At 63.2% G+C, this 19695-nt stretch carries 15 protein-coding genes; 6 read left to right on the forward strand and 9 right to left on the reverse strand.

Annotated elements, in window-relative coordinates; all coding sequences use genetic code 11:
- Positions 1 to 86: 86 nt before the first annotated feature.
- A complete protein-coding gene (rnc, locus tag Pla111_RS03230) occupies positions 87 to 872 on the forward strand; it encodes a ribonuclease III (RefSeq protein WP_146571288.1) in 786 nt (261 codons plus the stop codon).
- 48 nt (positions 873 to 920) lie between these two features.
- Here the strand turns inward: rnc and Pla111_RS03235 are convergent, their stop codons facing one another.
- The gene (locus Pla111_RS03235; protein WP_197524704.1) at positions 921 to 2870 is read right to left on the reverse strand and encodes a chloride channel protein; all 1950 of its coding nucleotides are present in this window, start codon (positions 2868 to 2870) and stop codon (positions 921 to 923) included.
- Between the two features lie 363 nt (positions 2871 to 3233).
- Between Pla111_RS03235 and serC the strand changes: the two genes are divergently transcribed.
- From serC to Pla111_RS03260, 5 genes are all read left to right on the forward strand, one after another.
- Entirely contained in the window at positions 3234 to 4373 is a 1140-nt protein-coding gene (gene serC, locus Pla111_RS03240; RefSeq protein ID WP_146571291.1) for a 3-phosphoserine/phosphohydroxythreonine transaminase, read from the forward strand.
- A gap of 104 nt (positions 4374 to 4477) precedes the next feature.
- Positions 4478 to 6097, forward strand: coding sequence for a phosphoglycerate dehydrogenase (gene serA, locus Pla111_RS03245; RefSeq protein ID WP_146571292.1), 1620 nt, complete (start codon positions 4478 to 4480; stop codon positions 6095 to 6097).
- A gap of 502 nt (positions 6098 to 6599) precedes the next feature.
- Complete coding sequence (locus tag Pla111_RS03250; RefSeq protein ID WP_146571294.1) at positions 6600 to 6860, forward strand: BON domain-containing protein; 261 nt, start codon at positions 6600 to 6602, stop codon at positions 6858 to 6860.
- A gap of 360 nt (positions 6861 to 7220) precedes the next feature.
- On the forward strand, positions 7221 to 7700 hold the full coding sequence (locus Pla111_RS03255; RefSeq protein ID WP_146571295.1) for a hypothetical protein: 480 nt from the start codon (positions 7221 to 7223) through the stop codon (positions 7698 to 7700).
- A gap of 202 nt (positions 7701 to 7902) precedes the next feature.
- Entirely contained in the window at positions 7903 to 8394 is a 492-nt protein-coding gene (locus Pla111_RS03260) for a hypothetical protein (RefSeq protein ID WP_146571297.1), read from the forward strand.
- A 180-nt stretch (positions 8395 to 8574) separates the two neighbouring features.
- Here the strand turns inward: Pla111_RS03260 and Pla111_RS03265 are convergent, their stop codons facing one another.
- The 8 genes from Pla111_RS03265 to Pla111_RS03300 form a co-directional block, all read right to left on the reverse strand.
- The gene (locus Pla111_RS03265; RefSeq protein WP_146571299.1) at positions 8575 to 9333 is read right to left on the reverse strand and encodes a PEP-CTERM sorting domain-containing protein; all 759 of its coding nucleotides are present in this window, start codon (positions 9331 to 9333) and stop codon (positions 8575 to 8577) included.
- Positions 9334 to 9501: 168 nt separating this feature from the next.
- A complete protein-coding gene (locus tag Pla111_RS03270; protein ID WP_146571301.1) occupies positions 9502 to 10695 on the reverse strand; it encodes a DUF1559 family PulG-like putative transporter in 1194 nt (397 codons plus the stop codon).
- A 508-nt stretch (positions 10696 to 11203) separates the two neighbouring features.
- A complete protein-coding gene (locus Pla111_RS03275; RefSeq protein ID WP_146571303.1) occupies positions 11204 to 12559 on the reverse strand; it encodes a hypothetical protein in 1356 nt (451 codons plus the stop codon).
- Positions 12560 to 13150: 591 nt separating this feature from the next.
- A complete protein-coding gene (locus Pla111_RS03280; RefSeq protein WP_146571305.1) occupies positions 13151 to 14311 on the reverse strand; it encodes a DUF1559 family PulG-like putative transporter in 1161 nt (386 codons plus the stop codon).
- A gap of 120 nt (positions 14312 to 14431) precedes the next feature.
- Positions 14432 to 14926, reverse strand: coding sequence for a hypothetical protein (locus Pla111_RS03285; protein ID WP_146571307.1), 495 nt, complete (start codon positions 14924 to 14926; stop codon positions 14432 to 14434).
- Between the two features lie 24 nt (positions 14927 to 14950).
- Complete coding sequence (locus tag Pla111_RS03290) at positions 14951 to 16135, reverse strand: DUF1559 domain-containing protein (RefSeq protein ID WP_146571309.1); 1185 nt, start codon at positions 16133 to 16135, stop codon at positions 14951 to 14953.
- 289 nt (positions 16136 to 16424) lie between these two features.
- Positions 16425 to 17336, reverse strand: a complete 912-nt coding sequence (locus tag Pla111_RS03295; RefSeq protein ID WP_146571311.1) for a PEP-CTERM sorting domain-containing protein — start codon at positions 17334 to 17336, stop codon at positions 16425 to 16427.
- Between the two features lie 125 nt (positions 17337 to 17461).
- Positions 17462 to 19450 (reverse strand): hypothetical protein, encoded by a 1989-nt coding sequence (locus Pla111_RS03300; RefSeq protein WP_146571313.1) that lies wholly within the window; start codon positions 19448 to 19450, stop codon positions 17462 to 17464.
- Positions 19451 to 19695: the final 245 nt, after the last annotated feature.

Here is a 19695-nt window from a genome sequence, read left to right on the forward strand (position 1 = left end):
GGGCCAGTGTACCGGTCGGCTTTGGCTAGCGGTATTCGCCACGCGATTGACCGACGTACCCGCCGGAGCTAACGTCCGTGAAGTCAATGAACGATTCCCTTTCCACAAACGCCCCCCCCGCACCCGCCTCGGAGTTTACCGAGTGCGAGGCCGTGCTGTCCTATCGTTTCCAGCGGCAAGAGCTCCTGCTAGCCGCTCTGACCCATGCTTCGGGGGCCGACCATCGTCTGGCGTCGAACGAGCGGATGGAGTTTCTCGGCGATGCAATCCTCGGTGCCGTGGTTTGCGAGCGTCTGTACCACAGCTTCCCCGACCTTTTAGAAGGGGACCTGACCAAGCTCAAGTCGGTCGTGGTGAGCCGTAAGACTTGCGCAGCCGTTAGCCATGAACTCGGGCTCGAGCGATTTCTGATTCTCGGCAAGGGGATGACAACCGCCCCGAACGTTCCGATGGGGGTTTTGGCAGACGTCTTTGAGTCGCTCGTTGCAGCGATCTATCTGGACGGGGGACGCGAGGCCGTTGAGCCGTTCATCGATCGCACCCTGGGCCCGCACATCGAGGCCGCCGCCGCGGACGAATCGGGTCAGAACTACAAATCCTTGCTGCAACAGGCCGCACAACGAGACAACCAAACGACCCCCGCCTATCGGATCGTCGAGGAGCAGGGCCCCGATCATGAGAAGTCGTTCTTGATCGAGGCTCATGTTGCGGGGCGGCGGTTTGCTCCCGCGTGGGGAAAAAGCAAAAAATCGGCCGAGCAGCGCGCGGCACACAACGCGCTGTCCGAGTTGCGCGACGAGCCTCCCCCGCACAGCGCTGAAACCGTGAGTATCGCCGCACAGCCCGAGTCCGACGCGCCCGAGACCGACTAACGGTGGGGTTGCGTTATCCATCGATAACGATGGCTCGCTGAACGGAAGTTAGCGCCGCTGGAGCATCTCTTGGCGATAGCGGCGGATGACGTCCGAGCGCAGCAGCAGGCCCACCAGCCGCCGGTTTTCTCCGGCACCAACCTCAACTGGCAGCGTCTCGACGTCGCGGGCACCAAAGTCTCGCATCGCTTCGAGCAGATTCTGCGCCGGATGCACCGAGAGGGGCGTCCGCAGGGCGATGTCCTCGGCGTTCACCAGTCGGGGCGAGATATCGCTATCCAGCACCCGGTGCAGGTCCTCCGCACGAATGATGCCGATCAGCTTGCCATCGTCGCTCATGACGGGAAGGCTTTCGAGCTCGGGATGCTCGCGGGCGATGCGAACGATCTCCAAGGCGTTGTCAGCCGGAGCCAGCTTCGGGAAACGCCGGATCATCACGTCGCGCACCATCACGTGGTCCAGATTGTGCAGATCGTGTCCCCGCGAGATGTGCTCACCCCGCAGGGTGAGTTTTTTATAGTAGATGCTGTCCTGATCGATCATCCGGGCGATCACACTCGACACGCAGGCGGCGGCCATGATCGGCAGGATAATCGCGTACTGATCGGTCATTTCGTAGACGATCAAAATGGCCGATAGCACGCCCTGGGTCGTTCCGGCGACAACGGCGCTCATGCCCACAATCGCGTAAACACCAGGCGAATTGCTCAGCTCGGGTAGCGCAAGATTCGCTACCAGTCCGAACGCGGCGCCCAGCGTCGCGCCGAGGTATAGGGACGGTGCGAACACTCCGCCGGACCCGCCCCCCGCCAGCGTCAGGCTCGTGAGCAAGGGTTTCAGCAGTATCAGGGGAGCCAGCCACGCCAGTTCGGCAAGCATCCGTTCGGGGGCCAGCTTAACTTCGCGCTCGGGAGCCGTGCGGAAGAGTGTCTCGAAGGGATTGAGCGAAAACGGGGCGGGCTCACCATTTTGTTTCGGAACAGCTTGGCTTTCGGTTCGCTTGAGGTGCAGCGCATGCTCGACCACCTCGTAGCCAACCCCCATCACCGGCGGAAGAGGCGGCCGCAGGGCCGCGTCGCGCTCAGCCGAACGCGAGACCACGGGTGGCGATGCCGGGTATAAAACCCCCACGCCACCTACGATCAGCCCCAACACCAGCGCCTTGATCCACCAGCGAGGCAGCAAACGCTCAGCGATGCGATCGGTCGCGTACAGCACCTTGATAAACGCCGCCGCCGCGAGCCCGGCAACAAGCCCTAAGAGCAGATAGCTGGGGAGCTGCACCCATGCCCCGGCGAACTCGTACTGCAAGTCCTTAAAGGCGGGGTCGAGGCGGTGCTCGCCGAACCGCTGCTGAACCACATCGGCCACAACGCTCGCCAGCACGATCGGGGTGAGCGACTCGACGGCAAACGAGCCCAGGATGATCTCGCTGGCAAAGATGACCCCCGCCAGGGGGGCGTTGAAGGTGGCGCTGATGCCCGCCGCCGCACCAGCGGCGACAAGCACCTTGATGTTCTTGGCCGAGAGCTTGAACAACTGGCCGGCCGTGCTCCCCAAGGCCGAACCGATCTGCACGATCGGGCCCTCTCGGCCGACCGATCCCCCCGCGCCGATCGTGATACCACTAGCGACGATCTTGACCGCTGCGATCCGCGGGCGGATGACGCCGTCGTGGCGGGCGACGGCGGTGATCACTTCGGGGATGCCGGCCCCTTGGGCCTCGGGGGCGAACCGTCGGGTCAGCCACGCCACAAAGAGCATCGCCAGGGCAGGGCACGCCATGACCGCCAGCGTCCAGACGAACGACTCGCCCCGACGGGAGTTGGCCGCTCCGTAGGTGGCTTCCGTGATCTCGTGGATAAAGTGCCCAAAAAAGGCGGCGGCAAACCCTGCCGCCAAACCCACCAATCCGGCGAGCAGGATGGTCAACGAGGACCCTGGCACCACGCCCCGCTCAAAGCGTTTGCTTACCGCGGCGATCAATCGGGCGAGCAAGGCGGGAACAGCAGTTGCTGAGGGGTGGATCGGCGGGTGGCTGCCGGCGCTGAGGGCAACAAGCCTGTAACGTACGGGCTTGGCGCGGGAACCACCACCCTTGCGCACGGGCCTCGCGCCAAGGCGTTTTGCTGTGTAACGCCCCATCGTCAAGATTTGGTGGCCTCGATACACTACGCAGTTCCAGGCCTTCCAGGCGGATGCCCTCCCTGAGCGTCTTCGTCGCTACGGCCCTGGAATGCCCCTGTATTGGCCGAATTGTTCGGTCTAGACGGCCCCTGCATCGCGATGCGTGCGACGGGTCCGCGACGCGGGGCGTTTGCTCCCCCCCACAGTCGCCTACGCCTCAGCTCAAAACGAACGATGCCAGCCACGACCCCTCAGCAACGCGTCTACAACTTCTCGGCAGGCCCCGCGGTTTTGCCTGTGCCCGTTTTGGAGCAGGTGCGCGATGAGATGCTCTGCCTGCCGGGCGTCGGGGCCAGCATCCTGGAGATCAGCCACCGCGGAGCCGCGTTCACCCAGATTATCGAGTCGGCCGAGGCGAATCTTCGGAAGTTGCTCGACATCTCGGACGACTACGCCGTGCTGTTCATCCAGGGTGGCAGTCGGTTGCAGTTTTCGATGGTTCCCATGAATTTTATTGGTGAGCACGGAGCCAACCCAGGCAAGTCGGGCGACTACCTGATTACGGGCTCGTGGGGCAAGCAAGCGCTTGAAGAGGCGGTCAAGGTGGGCCCCTGCCGAGCGGTTTACAACTCTAAGGCCACGAACTTTGATCGCCTGCCCGCTCCGTTTTGCGCTGGCGAAGCCACTCCGCAGTACTCGGACGACGCGGCCTTTGTGCATTACACCTGTAACGAGACGATCCAGGGGGTGCAGTTCCCCGGCGAGCCTGAGACGGGCGGCATCCCGCTCGTGTGCGACGCCTCGAGCGACTTCCTGCATCGCAAGCTGGATGTTTCCAAATATGGCCTGATCTATGCGTGTGCCCAAAAGAATGCGGGCCCGGCGGGGGTGACCATCGTGATTGTTAAGAAAGATCTCGTTGCGTCAGCCAGTGATTCGCTGCCGGTCTACTGCAACTACAACACGCATATCGAAGCCAACTCGCTCAACAACACGCCACCGACCTTCGCGATCTACGTCGTTCAACTGGTAACCCAGTGGTTGCTGGACACCTACGGAAGCCTCGACGCCGTCCACAAGAACAACGCGCAGAAGGCAAAGCTGCTGTACGACCTGCTCGACGAGAGTCCTGATTTCTACCAAGGACACGCCCAGCCGGAGTGCCGGAGCCTGATGAACGTGGCGTTCCGTCTGCCCAGCGAAGACCTGACCGCCGCGTTCCTGTCAGGGGGTAAGCAGCATGGCCTGACCGACCTCAAGGGACACCGGTCGGTTGGCGGGATCCGCGCTTCGATCTACAACGCGATGCCGATCGCCGGGGTGGAAACCCTGCGAGACTACATGGTCGATTTTCGTAACCAACACGCCGGGTGATCTCGCAAGCCGCCTCTCGATACCAAGCGGTTTAGCCCTCTAGCTTTCCCCGCACTCCGCCGCACTCCGCCGCTCCCGCCTCTCCAAGACCCCCCCGCCACGTCATGCCCAGCGTTCTTGTTCTCGACCCGCTTTCTGACGAAGGCCTCGCACTGCTCGAAGCCGCCGAAGGCGTTACTTACGAAGTACGAACGGGCCTCAGCGGAGACGCCCTTAAGAAGTCGCTTAACGAGTTTGACGGTGCCATCTGCCGCAGCGGGGTGAAGATCACGCCCGAATCGCTGGAGGGCAACACCCGCCTCAAGGCGATCGTGCGCGCCGGTGTCGGCACCGACAACATCGATAAGAAAGCCGCCACTCGCGCCGGCATCGTGGTGATGAACACGCCTGCGGGCAACACGGTCAGCACGGCCGAGCAGACGATCGCGCTGCTGCTCGCCATGAGCCGCAATGTCGCACCGGCTTACCAATCACTCATCGAGGGTCGCTGGGATCGCAAAAAATTCATGGGCACCCAGGTCTCCGGCAAGACGCTCGGCATCGTCGGCCTCGGCCGTATCGGCATGGCCGTCGCAACCCGCGCTAAAGCGCTCGAGATGAATCTCATCGGCTACGATCCCTTCATGTCGGCCGAGCACGCCGACAAGTTCGGCATCGAGCTGGTCGAGAACGTCGCAGACATGCTGCCAAGATTGGACTACCTGACCGTTCATACCCCGTTGACCGACGAAACCCGCGGCCTGATCGGCCCGGAGCAAGTCGCGGCCCTCAAGCCCGGTGCCCGGCTGGTCAACTGCGCACGCGGCGGCATCTACGATGAGGCCGCCCTGGTTGAGGGGCTCAAGTCGGGCAAGCTCGGTGGCGTCGCCCTCGATGTGTTTCCCGAGGAGCCCTGCACCGAGAACCCCCTCTTTGGCATGGACGGCGTGGTCTGCACACCCCACCTGGGTGCCAGCACCGAAGAGGCGCAGAACCAGGTCGCCGTGGAAGCGGTTGAACTGCTCACCGCCTACCTGATGACCGGGGCCATCCGCTGCGCCGTCAACGTCGCGGCCCTCGACCCGAAGACGCTTGCAGCGCTCAAGGGTTACATCGACGTTGCCCACCGATTGGGTCGGCTGTGCGAGGGGTTGCTGCCCAGCGGGATCGAGTCGTGCCGATTGACCTACCGCGGCGAGCTCGCCGACAAAGAGACCAAAATCCTCGCCTCGGCTTTCGCGGCGGGCCTGCTGGAGCGGGCCATGGGGGAGGAAGTCAATCTCATTAATGCCGAATCCCTGCTCACCGAGCGCGGCATTCAGCTGGTCACCGAGAGCTGCAGCACCCAGGGTGCCTTTCGGGCCTCGATGTCGGTCGAAGTGGCGGGGGGCGGTAAGTCCCACACCCTCATCGGTACGCTCCTGGGCCAAGATATGCCCCGCCTGGTTTCGATCGATGGCTATCGTCTCGAAGCGTTCCTGGACGGCACGATGCTTGTGTTCACCCATAAAGACGTCCCCGGCATCATCGGTGCCATCGGCATCGCGCTGGGCGAGGGCGGGGTCAATATCGCGCAGATGGCGGTCGGCCGCGACAAACCGGGTGGCGACGCGATTGGCGTTCTCAATGTGGACGGCGACATCTCCGATTCGGCCTTGTCGGCGGTCCGTGCCCACAAAGCGATCAGCAGCGCCACGGTCGTTCAACTCCCCGCTGCCGGGACCTTGCCGCACTGGCTGGGCTGAACGGGAATAAGCGGCGGTCCGACACGGGGTGTGAGGCCCTGAAAGTCAGGGCCTCGGTCTCCCCGTGGGAGGGTTGCACGGCTTTTTTCTCAGGGCGTCGAAGGGGCCTTGGCAGCGTCCCGCTAGCTTGCCGGCTGCTGACTTGTCGGTTGATTTCTTGGGAGGGGTGCGTGTTTCTCCCGGTATAACCCCACTTACGAGCCTCCTCTGGTCCGGTCATTGGGCCAGCAGGGGGGTGGCTTGCGGCCTCATCTCATGGACTCGTGGTAGTAGGGTTCTCCCCCGCTAGAACACGGCAGGATGAGCGCTTCTGGCAGCTTGCGCGGCCGCGCAACCCGCAGGGGCCGCTCGACTGTCGCCCCCAGCCGCAGATTTTTGGCAATCGCTGTCAGGCAGACTCGAACGGCTACGCAGACGCGTCCGATATTGGTGAGTGTCCCGCCTGTCGGCGCGCGTTCCCCGCGGCCGGCGCCCGCTCTCCCCCTCGTGATTCCCGCCGACTATGCCCGCACTATCTACGCCGGCTCTCGCCGTGCCGGCCCTGGCTGACCTCGCGCCCCTCGAATCGCGCGTGCAGGAAGCCCTCACCGGCAGCCCCTACCTCGTTGCCAGCAATCGGCTGCGGGTTGAGGCCGGTGAAGGACGCGTTAGCCTTCATGGCCACGTCGGGTCATTCTTCGAGAAGCAGATGGCTCAGGAAGTCGCGCGTCGCATTGATGGCGTCCAGCAGGTCGAAAACCTGTTGACCGTCGCCTGGGCCTAATTGCCGGCTGCTGCGCTTGATTTGGCGGGCGATCGCCCCCAACCCCAAGCCCCCCCGTTAATGCTCGCACTGCCAGCCGGTTAGCTGGTCGGTGAGTCGGCGGCGTGGGGGCCTGTAAAGCTCGCGTTCGCCGGCTCGCCAAGCGGCTCAAAGTCGCTCTCCCCGGCGAAACTGCTCGGCAGAAATCATCGGCCAGCCTCCGGCTTCGCCCAACCGTTGCCATCGGGCAGGGCTTGCCAACAATGGCAAGGCACCACAAGCCCTGGCTGGCCGCGGTGCCCACGGGCTGCCGATCTCTGTGGCGAAGGTCCGCCTAAGCAGTTGTAGCGGGACCTACCATTCGCTCAGGGAACAAATCCAATGTGGTGCTCAGGCCTTCGTGCGACGAGCCGTTCCCTCGGCGTTAGCCTCACGCTGCTTGGCGTTCTGTCCGTTGCTGAGACACAGGCCGCAGGGCGTTTCAATCTGCCCACCTCATTGCCTCAATGCCTGGGCATCGGCTACGGAGCCGGCTACCACGCGCCGCTGACGCTCAGTCACGTTTGGCGGGGGGGCACGGAGTGGCAACGCATCCAGCGGCTGCCGCAGCCACCCGCTCCGCGTTCGGTGCCGGCCTATGGCGGGGCCTTCCTCCCAGCTGCCGGTGACGACGGATCTTGCTTTGGCACCCATGGCGAAGCCGCTTACGGTCCTCAGCCCGCGGATGCCTACGGTTACGGTCCGGCCCCCTACGGTCCAACCGAATACGGCCCGCAAACCTATGGACCGGCGGTTAGCTTCCCCGCGGGCAATGCACCCGTAGGCCGGACTAGCGATAGCGAGCCCTTTCTGGCTTGGTAGGTTCTGGCTGGGTAGATTCACGCTGGGTAGCCGCTTCTCGCGGGCGTGAGCGCTGCCTGCGCGAGCCGAGCCCCGTCTCCATCCGCGCGGCGGCTTTCGCCTCGCCACACGGGCTGGGGCATCGTCAGCGCTTGCCGCTATGCTGGTGGCACACGTTCTTTTGATCCCGCGCGGGCCACACGGCGCTGGGGAAGTGGCTTTGATGTTTGCCTCGATTTTCGGTTGGTTGCTAACGATCGGTCTCGCCGCGGGTGCCGCTTGGTGGTGGCTGCGGCGCGGAGCGGCACTCCGCCGTCGCGCCGCACGCGAGGCGGCGCAGGCCGCCGCACGCTTCTTGGCCGACGCCGCGTTGCTCGCGGACCGTTTTCTTGCCGTTGCGTCCCGCGGCGGCAAACCTCGGGGCCTGATTTGGAAGGCTTGTCGGTTTCAGGCCCCGCGACCCCTGCTAGCCCGCGATACCGCCACGGGAGAGCTCTACGCCCTGGCCGCGGTCGATATCACGTTCGATGCGATCGCCGGTGGCGATATGGAAGAAGTCGCGGCGGTGAGTGACATCCGCGGTGCGACCGCCGTGTTTGTCTGGCGTGCCGACCGATGGGACACCGACGGGCGGGTGGTATTCAACCTTGAGCCCGAAGAAACGCTCCTCCGCTTCGGCAACGCTTTGGTCCGGTGCGAAACCGCGCACGACTGATACGCAGCCGTGGATGGTCTTGTCGGCGGCTGGCCGATGAGCGGGCGCTGCCGCTGGGAGTGGCCGCTGGCGATGCCAAGGCGTCGCGCTACGAAAAAACCCCCGCCGAGCATTGCTCGGCGGGGGCCTGGGTCTTATCCGCCAAACGATTCAGAATCGCGGGCGACAGGAGCGAAGGGCTCAGCGACGGCGAGCGGCGACGCCGACCATGCCGAGCGCCACGAGCAGCGCCGAAGCGGGCTCGGGGACCGCGTCGAAGAACACGGCCGAGGCCCGCATCGACACGAAGCCGTTGTTGTAGGCATCGGGGTTGAAACCGCCACCCGACACGAACGCCGGCGTGTTGGTCTGGGTCAGCGTGTAGGTCTTGCTGGCGTCCAGGTTGACGGCACCAAGGAGGATCCACTCGTTGCCCTTGCCGTTCTGGTCGAGCGACACCGACAGCACGTCGCTCGTGCCGTCATTGAGTACGAAGTTGGTCGGGATGTTCGAGATGTTGCTCGACAGCGGCCATGTGGCGTAGACCTTGTAGAGGCCCGAGCCGCCCGACTGGATGTTCGAGCCAACGTCGCCACCGGCGTTCAGCACGGTGTTCGAGGCAATCTTGCCGTCGTCGTTGTCGCCATCAACACCCGGGGCGTAGGTGTAGATGTAGGTGTCGGGGTTGGGGGTCGACAGACCCGAGAGGGCCGTTCCGCCGAAGATGCTGTCGCCGCCGGTCAGGCCGACAGTCGTCGCGGCAATACTCTGGCTGGCGATCATCGGCCCGAAGGTGTCGGGGGCCGCAGTCAGCTGCACCACGCCGTAGGAGAAGTTCGGGCTGAACGCGAAGGCACCGTTATCGAGGCCGTCGGTGTCGATCTCGACAATGAAGCCGGCCGATGCCGGGGCGGCCACCGCAGCGGCGGCCAAGAGGGCGAATAGGTTGGTGAGTCTCATGAGTCTGCCGTACCTTTCTAGAACTCGAAGTGAAAAACAGAGGGGGAGAAGCAACGGGAGACCGGCGGGAGAGGCTCCCAGGGGGCCGGTCAAAACAGGTTATAGCTATTCATTAAGGGTAATCACCCCTGCGGCTTTCGCAACCGCTGGAGACGGGTCACGCGGGGGTCAGCTGCCGCCGGCATAGGTCACTGGGGTTACGTATTGCTCTTCGCCGGTGTCAGCGAGATTGCGCGATCCCCGGGCCAGATAGACCGCATCATCGATGTCATCGTTCTCAAAGTGAACGCTGCCATCGGCGTAGGCGAAATTAGCCCCGCCCGGGTGGAAGCTACCGAAGGGCAGTTGGTGCTGGTTGACGGTTCTTTTTCCTCCCGGTGGCACAGGTCCGGGCCGGCTGAACTCATCGCTATGTCCGGCAGGAGCGCCGTAGTAACCGACTTTGTTGAGGTCCGCATTGATCGGTGTCTGCGGAGTCAGGTTTTTGCAAACGTAGACAACGGTACCAGCAACGGGAATCTCAGGGATCGGCTGGTTAGCCCCTACGCCACCGTAGCGAACGCCCTGTGACCAGACCCGCATTTCATACCAGCGCTCGCCGAACAGATAAGTTTGGCTAGTACCGTCCGTAACCTGCCCGATCTTGACGGCACTCTGCGGATAAAGCATGCCGTCAACATTGATGTAACTCCCGTTGATGTCAGCGGAACCGCCTGTGCACTGTGTTGTCTTGCCCGTCGGCGAGAACCAGTCGCAGATACCAGCTCCGCCAAACGCTCCTCCTTTGCCTTGAACATAAACCGCGTTGGCAGCGGCAGATCCCATCACGCCCGCATAGCTAACACTCGGGTACGTCCCGCTGTTGCCGGGGGCAAAATCGGCACGTGCGTAGACCTCTGAGTCAGAGGGACATTGATAGATGCCCACGTTGACATTGCCGAAGCCAGCGATATTGCCGTAGTCGAGACCCCCATTGGGGTTGGTCCGCAACTCTTGTTCGATTGCTGCTTGGGCGGCGTCGAATAGCGCTTGGTCTTCCAGGTAAGGAAGCAGGTTGTAGTGAAATCCAGGGCTGTTTTCAGCGGTTCTCTGATAAGTCGCCCCCGCGGGGAACGCTTTAAGTGCCGACTCATAGTTCAGCATGGCAAGCGCGACGTTCTTTTCCTTGTTCTGGCAACCCATCCGGCGTGCCGCTTCGCGGGCCGCCTGCACGGCCGGCAACAACAGCGCCACCAAGATGCCGATGATCGCGATCACCACCAGCAGCTCCACCAGGGTGAAGCCGATGCGGTGTCGTGGGCTGTTCTTAACGGCGTTCATGCGGACGCGATCCTTCGTGCTCGTCTGAAAGAGAGGGGCCATCGATTCCTGTTCCTTTGTGTCCGCTGCGCTCGAGCCATAGGGCTCAGCGGCACCGGGGATTTGGTTGCTGCCAGTCAGACGGATGCGGCAGGCGGTTGCGAGCACGTGGTCGTGGGCTGGTTGCTAGGTGCCTCTAAAAAAAGCCCTCATCCGCCGCCCGCCTCTGCTTTCCGTGACCTCTCTAGTATCCACAGCCGCTACAAATCACGCAACGCAAACAGCGCATTTTCATAGCGCAAGAGCGCAGGTCGGCCGAAGCGATGTCGCGCTTTTGCGCAAGGTTTTACGGCTCGTTACGCACCGCGCTGCGTGTCAGAAGCGGAGGTAAATCGGTTCACCTCAGGCATCCGTCGCTCGCCAAGTCTTGGACCGAACCAGCCACACCGGACGCTTCACTTGTGAGAACGGCCGGGGCGGCAACTCGCCGCCCCGGCCGGGGGTCTCTTTGTCCTGGCTCTTTGAAACGCCTCACGACGCTTCAGCGGCCGGGCTTTTCGCTCGTTAAGACTCAGCGACGACGACGCGCCACCAGGCCGCAGGCCAGGGCGGCCAGCAGGGCCGAGGCGGGCTCGGGCACCGCGACACCCACGCCAAAGCCCCAGTTGCCCAAGAGGGCGTTGAGCTCGCCGTTGTCGACTGGAGTCTCGAAGCCGTTGATCCACTCGACCGGCACCGTGGGAGAACCCCAGTTGCCCAGCAGCAGGTTCAGGTCGCCGTTGTCGACCTTGCCGTCGCCGTTGAAGTCACCGGGCACGGCGGGGGCCGTCGTGGCGTCTTCCAGGGCCAAGTAGATATTGTCAAACAGGGCCGTGCCGCTCAAGCTGCTCACGCCCGAGGGGGCACCAATCCGCAGGCTGTTCATCGGAGCGGGATCGAGGTCGAAGGGCGCTTGCGTGAACGAGGCTGCCATGGCGATCTCGACCTCGACGGTCGCATCGACGCCGCCCAGACCGGTGACGTTATCAAGCTCGTCGCCGAAAAGGTCGAGCGTTAGCACGATCTTGGTGTCGAAGATTTCGGCCTGGAAGGTGTGCCAGCCGTCGCCGATGTCGATCAGATTGACCCGCCCGTCGCCGTTACCAACCGAACCGTTCGGCAGGGTGGTGGTCACCAGGTCGAGGTCCGGGTTCAGCGGAAACTGCTGCCAGTTGGGCGATTGCAGCACGGGCGAGCCGATGCTCACGCCGTTCTCTTTGTAATCGCCCAACGACGCGAAATCGAACAGCACCATGCGGAACATGAAGTCGGCGTTGTCGCGGAACTCCGGGTCACCTTCGGTCGGCGGGATGCCGTTGTCCGGATCACCGGCAGTGGGGCCGACGCAGCTGGGATTGGTCGGCAGGCAGCTGCTTTCGTTGTAGTAACCCAGCTCGAGGAAGTTGACGCCCGCCTCGGTGATGCCCGGATCCGGGTTGCGGTCGAAGATGTCGCTCCGCAGGCCGAGCGTTTGGCGGAAGCTCTGATCGGTGCCGGCCAGCGAGTTCGACTGATCGCCACGAGCGAAGATGTCGCCGCGGACGACGATCTTCTCGGTCTCGGAGGGTGCCAACTGGTAGCCGGTTAGGTTAACGACACCGGTGGGGCTGAAGCCGCCGGTTTGCTCGTTGATCTGACCGCTCACGCCGGTGGCGGCGTTGCCCTGCTGGCCCGCGACCGCTTCGGGGGCGCCGGAGAGCACCAGCTGGGCCGATGAGCCGGCACCGCCGCTGAATCCGTCGCCCGCCTCGGGACGCCAACCGGTCAGGAAGGCCGATTGATCGGCGTACGATTCGAACGTGTCATTGACGAAGACCGTCTGCGCCGAGGCCCCTGGCGCGATGGCCAAGCCGAGGGCGACGACGGACAAACCTAGGAGTCGTTTCATGGGGGGATCCTTCTGTCGGGGGGAGTGGTTCGCGGCGGGTTTGAGGCCGGGCGGGTTTGAAGGCCGAGCGGTGTTCAAGTGCCGGGGAGAACGTCGGGGGCTGTGGTAAGCGTGGCGGGCGCGTGGCTAATCGTCGGGGGGTGACGGGCTTCGGGGGGTGACGGGCTTCGGGGGGTGACGGGCGAGGGCCCCAGCGTCTGCCGATTCCTCCCGCTGTCGCGATCCCCGAGGCCGATTCAACGAAGTTCTGCTGCCAGACTGATCGAGAAAAGCGGTAGCAGAGCGCCCGGCTACGGCCCCAGCCGCAGCCTTCACGCAATCCGCAGCTTACATGCTAATAAGCGTTTGCCGCGGCGTCGCTGTTTCTAGCGCACAAATCTGATGAAAAAGCGCATTCGCGCAGGGGGAGGAACGCCACGCCGCCAGACGGCGGCCAGATGATTGGCACGAACGCCCCCTGCCGCGAGCCACTTAACTCTCTCAACGAGACGGTAACAGACCGCCTCCTACGAGCGGGGAGACACTCCGGCCCGCTGGCAATTGAGCAACGTGGCCCTTGGCATTAGTTGCCCTTGGCAACACGTTCGGTAGCTAGTTACGGAAGCCCTGCTTGATGTACCAGGTGACATCGCCGCCATCGTTGCGGACCGCCTGCTGACGGTGTGTGTCTTGATCGATGTCGTACGACACCGACTGCACCGAGCCATCGCAGAAAGCCATGTTCATCGAGCCGGCATGCGCGCTGCCGAAAGCAACGAGGTTGCTCTGCAAGATACGGTTGTTGTCTTGCTGCGGCTGCCACGCTTCGTCAGGTGCTCCAAAGAAGCGCTGGCCAGCCTGTGGGCGCCACGCGACCCGATGGTTGTCCCACTCGTAGCCCGCATACATCGATTGATTGTCGCCGTAGCGATCAACGTCCTGATAGACCGTATTGTCGTCGTACGCCTTGGGGGCGACGAACTTCTCACCGACGAGATAAGTCTTGCTCGTGCCGTCCGAGATTTTTGCGCCATCAATCTCGCTCGCGAGGAAGACCACGCCGTTTTGATAGTTTAGATTCTCAGCTCCGGTCTCAGTGAAAGGGTCTGACATGGCGGGCCAATTATAGTTGTCGCCTTGCGCAAGCGTTGCGGGGAAAGGCATGTTCTCGCCGGAAGTCAGGCCCGTAGAAGCATGCCGACGGGCGTCGCCGCTGTTGGCAGCGTAATCGCCTTTTGCAACAGCAAGCCCCCCGCCGGCATTCACGAACGCAAAATCCGGCGCAAGCGATCCCGAATCGTGCTGCTGCAAAGCGATATTGCGTCGGCTGGGGCAGTTGAAAGTTTTGACCGGGGTGGCGATCAACTGGGTGATGGCATTGCGCCACTGTTGTGAGCCGACCGTTTCCCCCTTACCCAGATCGCGCAGCGTGTTTTCTTCCAGGTAGCTGAACACGCTGTAGTACCAGCTGCCTGGCTGCTTCTTGCCGTAGCCACGTGTGGGGTCGGCCATGAACAGCGTTCCCCAGCCGCCCGAGGGGTAGAAGCCAAACGTGTCGACGTGCAGCATCGACGCCAGCCCGACCTGCTTGAGCTGGTTCTTGCACTGGCTGCGACGCGCGGCCTCGCGGGCAGCCTGCACCGCCGGCAGCAAGAGCGCTACCAGGATGCCGATGATCGCAATCACCACTAGCAGCTCAACCAGCGTAAAGCCGCGGAGCGGGCGGACTGAGGGGGCGCTGGCGGCCTGACGGTTGGCGTGTCGGGACGGCATGGGGAGGAATCCTTGTTACGTAGGGAGCAGGCTGGTCGTGGTCGGTCGCGGCGGGCGGGGCAAGCCGGTCAAGGCCCGTCAGAGGCCCCGCAGAAACACAGAGCCGCCAACACCGTACGACTAAAGTTTTTCTAATTCAAACAACAGGTCGGTGCGATCTTCGGTAACTTCGACGCTGAAAGGGGTCTGCTGCGGTGCCAAGTACTTCTCCGGCACGAGCAGGCCGCCCATGTTGGGGTCCTTCAGCACCGTGAACAAAACGTGGTACTTGCCCTTGTAGACGCCATCGCCCCGTTTGCGGGTGAAGAGGGTGAAGGCACCGCTCTCGCGATCGATCTCCCCCTGAGCCGCTTTGCGAATCTCGGCCGGCGAGTCGTCGGTGGGCTTAAAAGTAATAGTCCGCACGGCCCCGGTGATTGGTGAGCCATCTTGAAAAACAGCCCGGCCGCTGATCTGAGCCGTTGGACTGCCACCGCAGCCAACCAAGCCAAGGACCAGCGTTGCCACGCTTGCCGTGACTCCGGCGCGGAAATTAGTTTGTAAGCAGAGAGAGAACAAGCGTGACCCAAGGGGGATGGAAGCGGTGGTGGGCGGATTTTCTGTTGTCGCTGGCAAGGCAATCACCCTGCTTGTTGCAAATCAGCGGGTCGAGAACGTGACGAAGGTAAAGTCGCCATCGGCACCCATCAGCAGATGGTCCCAAGCCGCACAGCAGGGGGCTCCGCCGGTGGTCTCGATGTCGTCCAGGATGAACGTCACGCTGCCGTCGGCGCGGGCGATGAAGATGCCGCCGGCGTGCAAGCTGCGGGCCGTCGCCTGAGCGAAATCATTATCGTTGTTGCAAGTCATGCAGTCGGCTTCGAACGCGAGACCGTCGGTTCCGCATGAGAAGTTGGGTCCCACGAGCGAACCTGCCGCGTCGTCCGATTTGGCGCTACACAGGTTGGGGCCGTTGGCGTCGCCGCCTGCGCCAAAGCGGGCGACCACGCTGGCTCCGGGCATCGGCAGGGCCCATGCCCCCCGCCAGTCCAGTTCACTAACCCCCGCCCGAAGCTCAGCGAGCATCATCGTCTTGCTCGTGCCATCGGTGAGCTGGGCGAACCGCACCGCCTCGTTGGGGCCGAAGACACCACGGATGGAGGTGGGCCAGTTGCGTGATGTGCCGTTACCCTTCCAGGCGTCGGTCGCCAGACCGGTGGTGTTTTGGATCAACGCAGGGGCCTGGGGGCCCGCGTCGCTGACGCCGTGCAGCCAGTTACCCGGTCCGGCGTTAGCCGCGTAATTGCCGCGTGCCCAGTTGTCGCCGAGCGCGGTCGACTGGAACTTGACTTCATTGTTGCCGTCCGAGGGGCACTTCAGCACCGCGATCTCGGTTCCGCGAGCCTGAATGTTGCGATAGTTGACGGCACCCGTGTTGGTGATCAATCCGCCCGTGTGTCGCTGGGTGAAATCGAAGGTGTCGTAAACCGTTTGCGATTCGAGGTACGGGAGCGATTCGATCAACCACGAACTGCGATACAGCGTCGTACGCCCGATGGGCTGCGCCTGTTGGCCGCGAAAGGGGCCCGAGGCGATCGAACCAATAAAGGGGCCGTCGTGCACAATCGCAGGGGGAAACTCCCCCTTAGCCGATTCGTAATTCAAGACCGCCAACGCGACGTTCTTCAGCTGCGACTGGCACTGCGAGCGACGCGCGGCCTCGCGAGCGGCCTGAACGGCGGGCAGCAGCAGAGCGACCAGGATCCCGATAATCGCGATCACCACCAGCAACTCGACAAGTGTGAACGCCCGGCGAGAGTGTCGATTTGCAAAGGGAGTCAACATGCTTTTGGATTCCTGAGCTTTCCGTGCGGAAGGGTGCAACGCGGGGAAGGCGTCGCTGGAACAAGCCTGGCAGTGGGGGCAGCGTGTGATGCGGGGTAGGGCAGCGGGGTGGGGGCAAGCCGATTGTTGCCGGGGGGGCAGGTCGAGAAAACGCCAATTCTTTTAAGCAAGGAATCGGCTCAACGAAGTCTCTCGATAGCGCATTTTTAGGGATTGGTAATCGAATAGCGGGGCGGACGACCCAAAGATCGTCCACCCCGCCAAGGTCTCAGTTGTCAAAAAAAGCTGATCAGCGACGACGACGCGAAGCGACGGCGGCCAGACCCACGAGGCCCAGCAGAGCCGAGGCGGGCTCGGGAACGAGCGTCACGCGCAGGTTGTCGAAGATCACGGCGTGCGGGCCGACCGAGTCAAACGCGTCGGTGTAGCCGATGCTCACCAGGCCGTTGGTGGCGACCTTCGGTGTGCGGATGATCGGCGTATCGTTGATCAGGTAGGTCACGTTAGCGGCGTCGACAACGATCGACAGCGTGGCCCAACTGTTTCCGGGTGAACCGGGGAATTCGGTGCTCGGGAAGATCGACTGATAGGTGTCGCCGGTGGCGTTGGTGGTGTTGGCGCTGTTGAGGTAGCTCGCATCGCCCGAGGGGACGACAAGGCCTCCATCGACATAGTGGCGGTAGTCGCTGGCGCTGCCGCCTTCGCCCGTGATGGCGACGAAGTGGCCCGAGCCGGCGATCGGTGTGAAGATCGAGTTGAAGGTCGCGCCGGTGCCGCCGACGCCGAAGTGGCCGAACTCGGTCGTGCCCGAGGCACCCGTGTTGACCAGCATGTACATGTCAACGTCAACGCGGTACTGAGCCGCCGTGACGGGCACGTTCAGGAACGCTGTGACGTGATCTTCCTCGGTCGTTGTCGGGCCTTCGGGGCCTTCTTCGGTGTCGTTGACCGTGAAGCGGATGCCCTTGCCAGCGCCGGGAGCCGAGTTAGGGGCCAGCGGGAGGCCGGCGGCGACGTAGTCGTAGGCAAAGGCGACCGTGCCGTCAAAGAGGCCGTCGCCGGGGGCACCGTCGCTATCGGTGCGAACGATGTAGCTGCCGGACGAATCGACCTCGAAGGTGTCTTCAATGTCAACGGCGTTGGCGCCCGAGCTGATCATGAGTGCCGCGGCGAATGCCACGAGCCAAGTCTTACAGAACATTAGCGGTTACCTCTGGTTGAGAATCTAAGGGAGTCAAAAGCAGGAACAGGAAACAAAAATCTTATCGACCGGTCTCTCGGTGGCGGGGAGTTGCCCCGCCACCGAGAGAGACGGATCGAATTATCTCAGCGACGGCGACGAGCGACCAGACCACAGACCAAGGCCGCCAGCAGAGCCGAAGCGGGCTCGGGCACGGCCACGCCGACACCGAAGCCCCAGTTGCCCAACAGGGCGTTGAGCTCGCCGTTATCGACGGGGGTCACGAAGCCGTTAACCCACGTCGGGGGAACGGTCGCCGAGCCCCAGTTGCCCAGGAGCAGGTTCAGGTCGCCGTTGTCGACCTTGCCGTCGCCATTGAAGTCACCGTTGACGGGCGTTGCGACGAGATCTTCCAGAGCGAAAGCACCGGCCGTCAGAGCGGCGTTGTTCGAGGTGATCGCCTTGGTGGCACCGCCGAGCGAGTAGTACTCAAGCTGCTCGGACAGGTTGCTGGTGTAGTAGAGGTTGCCGGCGATGTCGGTCTTCACCTGAGAGAACGAACCCTGCGAGCCCTGCGCGTCTTGCGTGAAGATCGGGGTGATGTTCGTGATGAAGTCGTCACTCGTGTCGCCGGGGGTGCCATTGTCATCGATTTGGAGGTCGGGCAAGCCGTTGGCGTCCAGAGGAACCGCGAGGATCTTGGCCCCCAAGGCACTGTCCGGACCCAAAACCGGGTTCTCACCAGCCACGCTACGACGCTGGACGTACATGATGGTGTTGTCCGGCGAGAAGCTCACGTTGTGAGTCTGACGGAAGATGTCGTTCGCCGCATCGAGGCTGAGGGCCTCGACCGGATCGGTCGTGTCAACGTAACCGTCCAGACCGTTGTCGATCGTGAACTGCTTGGACGCCCAATCAACCGTGATATCGCGGCCATCGCCACCGGCACCTTCGGGAGTCAGGATCACGAGGCTCGACGAGTCATCGCCGTTGGAGCGTGCCCCCGACAAGTACCACTTATCAAAGTGGGCGTTGTACTGGGCGTTGGCGGTCACGCCGATGTTGAAGTCGAGGAAAACCTGGCTGCCATCGGAGTGCGTACCGACGCTCTCGCCCGACAGCGCGCTGGTCACGCCAGACGTGTTGCGGTCGGAGCCGGTCGAGGTGTGCAGGTCGCCAACAGCGATTTCCAGACTGGGGGCACCGGCGAAGTTGGTGGTCGTCGCGCCGATGTTCCAGCGCCAAACATTGTTGCCGTCGCTGGCGGTGGTGACCTGCAGGTCGGCGTCGAGGTCTTCGTCCATCGCCGCGACCGACAGGTTCACGCCCCACACGCCGGTGGCTTGGGGTTCGCCGTTGATCGAGCCGTGCAGCGGCAGCAGACCGAACTCGTCCGAGTCATCGCTGGCGACACCGCCGGTCGGGCCGCTCTCTTCCCGCAGCAGAACGCCACCGGTGGTGAGGTCGGCCGAGGCGACCTTCAGGCCACCGACGTCGTTGGTCCAGTCAGACATCAGCAGGTTGCCTGCCTCGTCCATGCCAATGCGGTAGAACGAGCTGGAACTGGTCTGGCTGACCGTAACTCCCGGCGGAACTTTCGCCAGCGTGGGATCGTTAGCATTGGCAGGCACACTGCGGGTGGGCAGATCGACGCCGATGCGGTCAGCGGTGAAGGCGTAGATGCCGTTGCCCATGGTGCGGCCGGCCGCGGTAACGACCGGGTTGGCACCATTGAGGCCGCGGTTCTGGTTGACGTAAACCGTGCCGAAGAACGGGCTGGAGGGAATGTTGTTGATCGCCAGACCACCCGGACGATCGAACGAGGTCCACAAGGTCGCCGTGTCATCGACGTAATTAAAACCGGGAGACGCGGTGTGCGAGACCTCGATGCCAAAGCCTGTCGCGGTGCCCAGGTCAAAGGTGTGCCGACCGGCACCCAGAGCACCCAGGTTGAGGGCCGATGCGCCCGTACGAGCGATCGTCACATTGTCGGCGGCTTCGTTGAGAACAAACTCATACGTGCTACCGGTGGTGTTACGCAGGCCGGACGCGTACGGCACGGCGATCGCCGTGGCGGTGAAGCCGGTCGCTGCGAGCACAGCGGCAAGAGGACGGAACAGCGGGGAGAGTGACATGGGGAGGGGCTCTCGGGGTCTAACGAGGTGTAACGGCGAATGAGGCACGTCGCTACGCAAAGCGTACCGAGTGACTCGGGAGGGGAGCGGAGGGAAAAGTACCGGCCAAGGGCGATATCGCCTTGGAGTAGTCGCTGCTGTTGAGGCAGCGGGCAGAGGGTTGGCCGATGAACCTTCATCAGTACTTAACGTAACAAGGTGATGTCGTTAGGGTGGCACTTTCATGCGCACCTATTTAGTCAAAT

This window comes from Botrimarina hoheduenensis, assembly GCF_007859815.1.
Classification (GTDB): Bacteria; Planctomycetota; Planctomycetia; order Pirellulales; family Lacipirellulaceae; genus Botrimarina; species Botrimarina hoheduenensis.

Excerpts from the sequence above, each read along its gene's own strand:
- rnc (WP_146571288.1), top strand. The coding sequence starts at position 87 with ATGAACGATTCCCTTTCCACAAACGCCCCCCCCGCACCCGCCTCGGAG.
- serC (WP_146571291.1), top strand. The coding sequence starts at position 3,234 with ATGCCAGCCACGACCCCTCAGCAACGCGTCTACAACTTCTCGGCAGGC.
- serA (WP_146571292.1), top strand. The coding sequence starts at position 4,478 with ATGCCCAGCGTTCTTGTTCTCGACCCGCTTTCTGACGAAGGCCTCGCA.
- Pla111_RS03250 (WP_146571294.1), top strand. The coding sequence starts at position 6,600 with ATGCCCGCACTATCTACGCCGGCTCTCGCCGTGCCGGCCCTGGCTGAC.
- Pla111_RS03255 (WP_146571295.1), top strand. The coding sequence starts at position 7,221 with ATGTGGTGCTCAGGCCTTCGTGCGACGAGCCGTTCCCTCGGCGTTAGC.
- Pla111_RS03260 (WP_146571297.1), top strand. The coding sequence starts at position 7,903 with ATGTTTGCCTCGATTTTCGGTTGGTTGCTAACGATCGGTCTCGCCGCG.
- Pla111_RS03265 (WP_146571299.1), bottom strand. The coding sequence starts at position 9,333 with ATGAGACTCACCAACCTATTCGCCCTCTTGGCCGCCGCTGCGGTGGCC.
- Pla111_RS03270 (WP_146571301.1), bottom strand. The coding sequence starts at position 10,695 with ATGGCCCCTCTCTTTCAGACGAGCACGAAGGATCGCGTCCGCATGAAC.
- Pla111_RS03275 (WP_146571303.1), bottom strand. The coding sequence starts at position 12,559 with ATGAAACGACTCCTAGGTTTGTCCGTCGTCGCCCTCGGCTTGGCCATC.
- Pla111_RS03280 (WP_146571305.1), bottom strand. The coding sequence starts at position 14,311 with ATGCCGTCCCGACACGCCAACCGTCAGGCCGCCAGCGCCCCCTCAGTC.
- Pla111_RS03290 (WP_146571309.1), bottom strand. The coding sequence starts at position 16,135 with ATGTTGACTCCCTTTGCAAATCGACACTCTCGCCGGGCGTTCACACTT.
- Pla111_RS03295 (WP_146571311.1), bottom strand. The coding sequence starts at position 17,336 with ATGTTCTGTAAGACTTGGCTCGTGGCATTCGCCGCGGCACTCATGATC.
- Pla111_RS03300 (WP_146571313.1), bottom strand. The coding sequence starts at position 19,450 with ATGTCACTCTCCCCGCTGTTCCGTCCTCTTGCCGCTGTGCTCGCAGCG.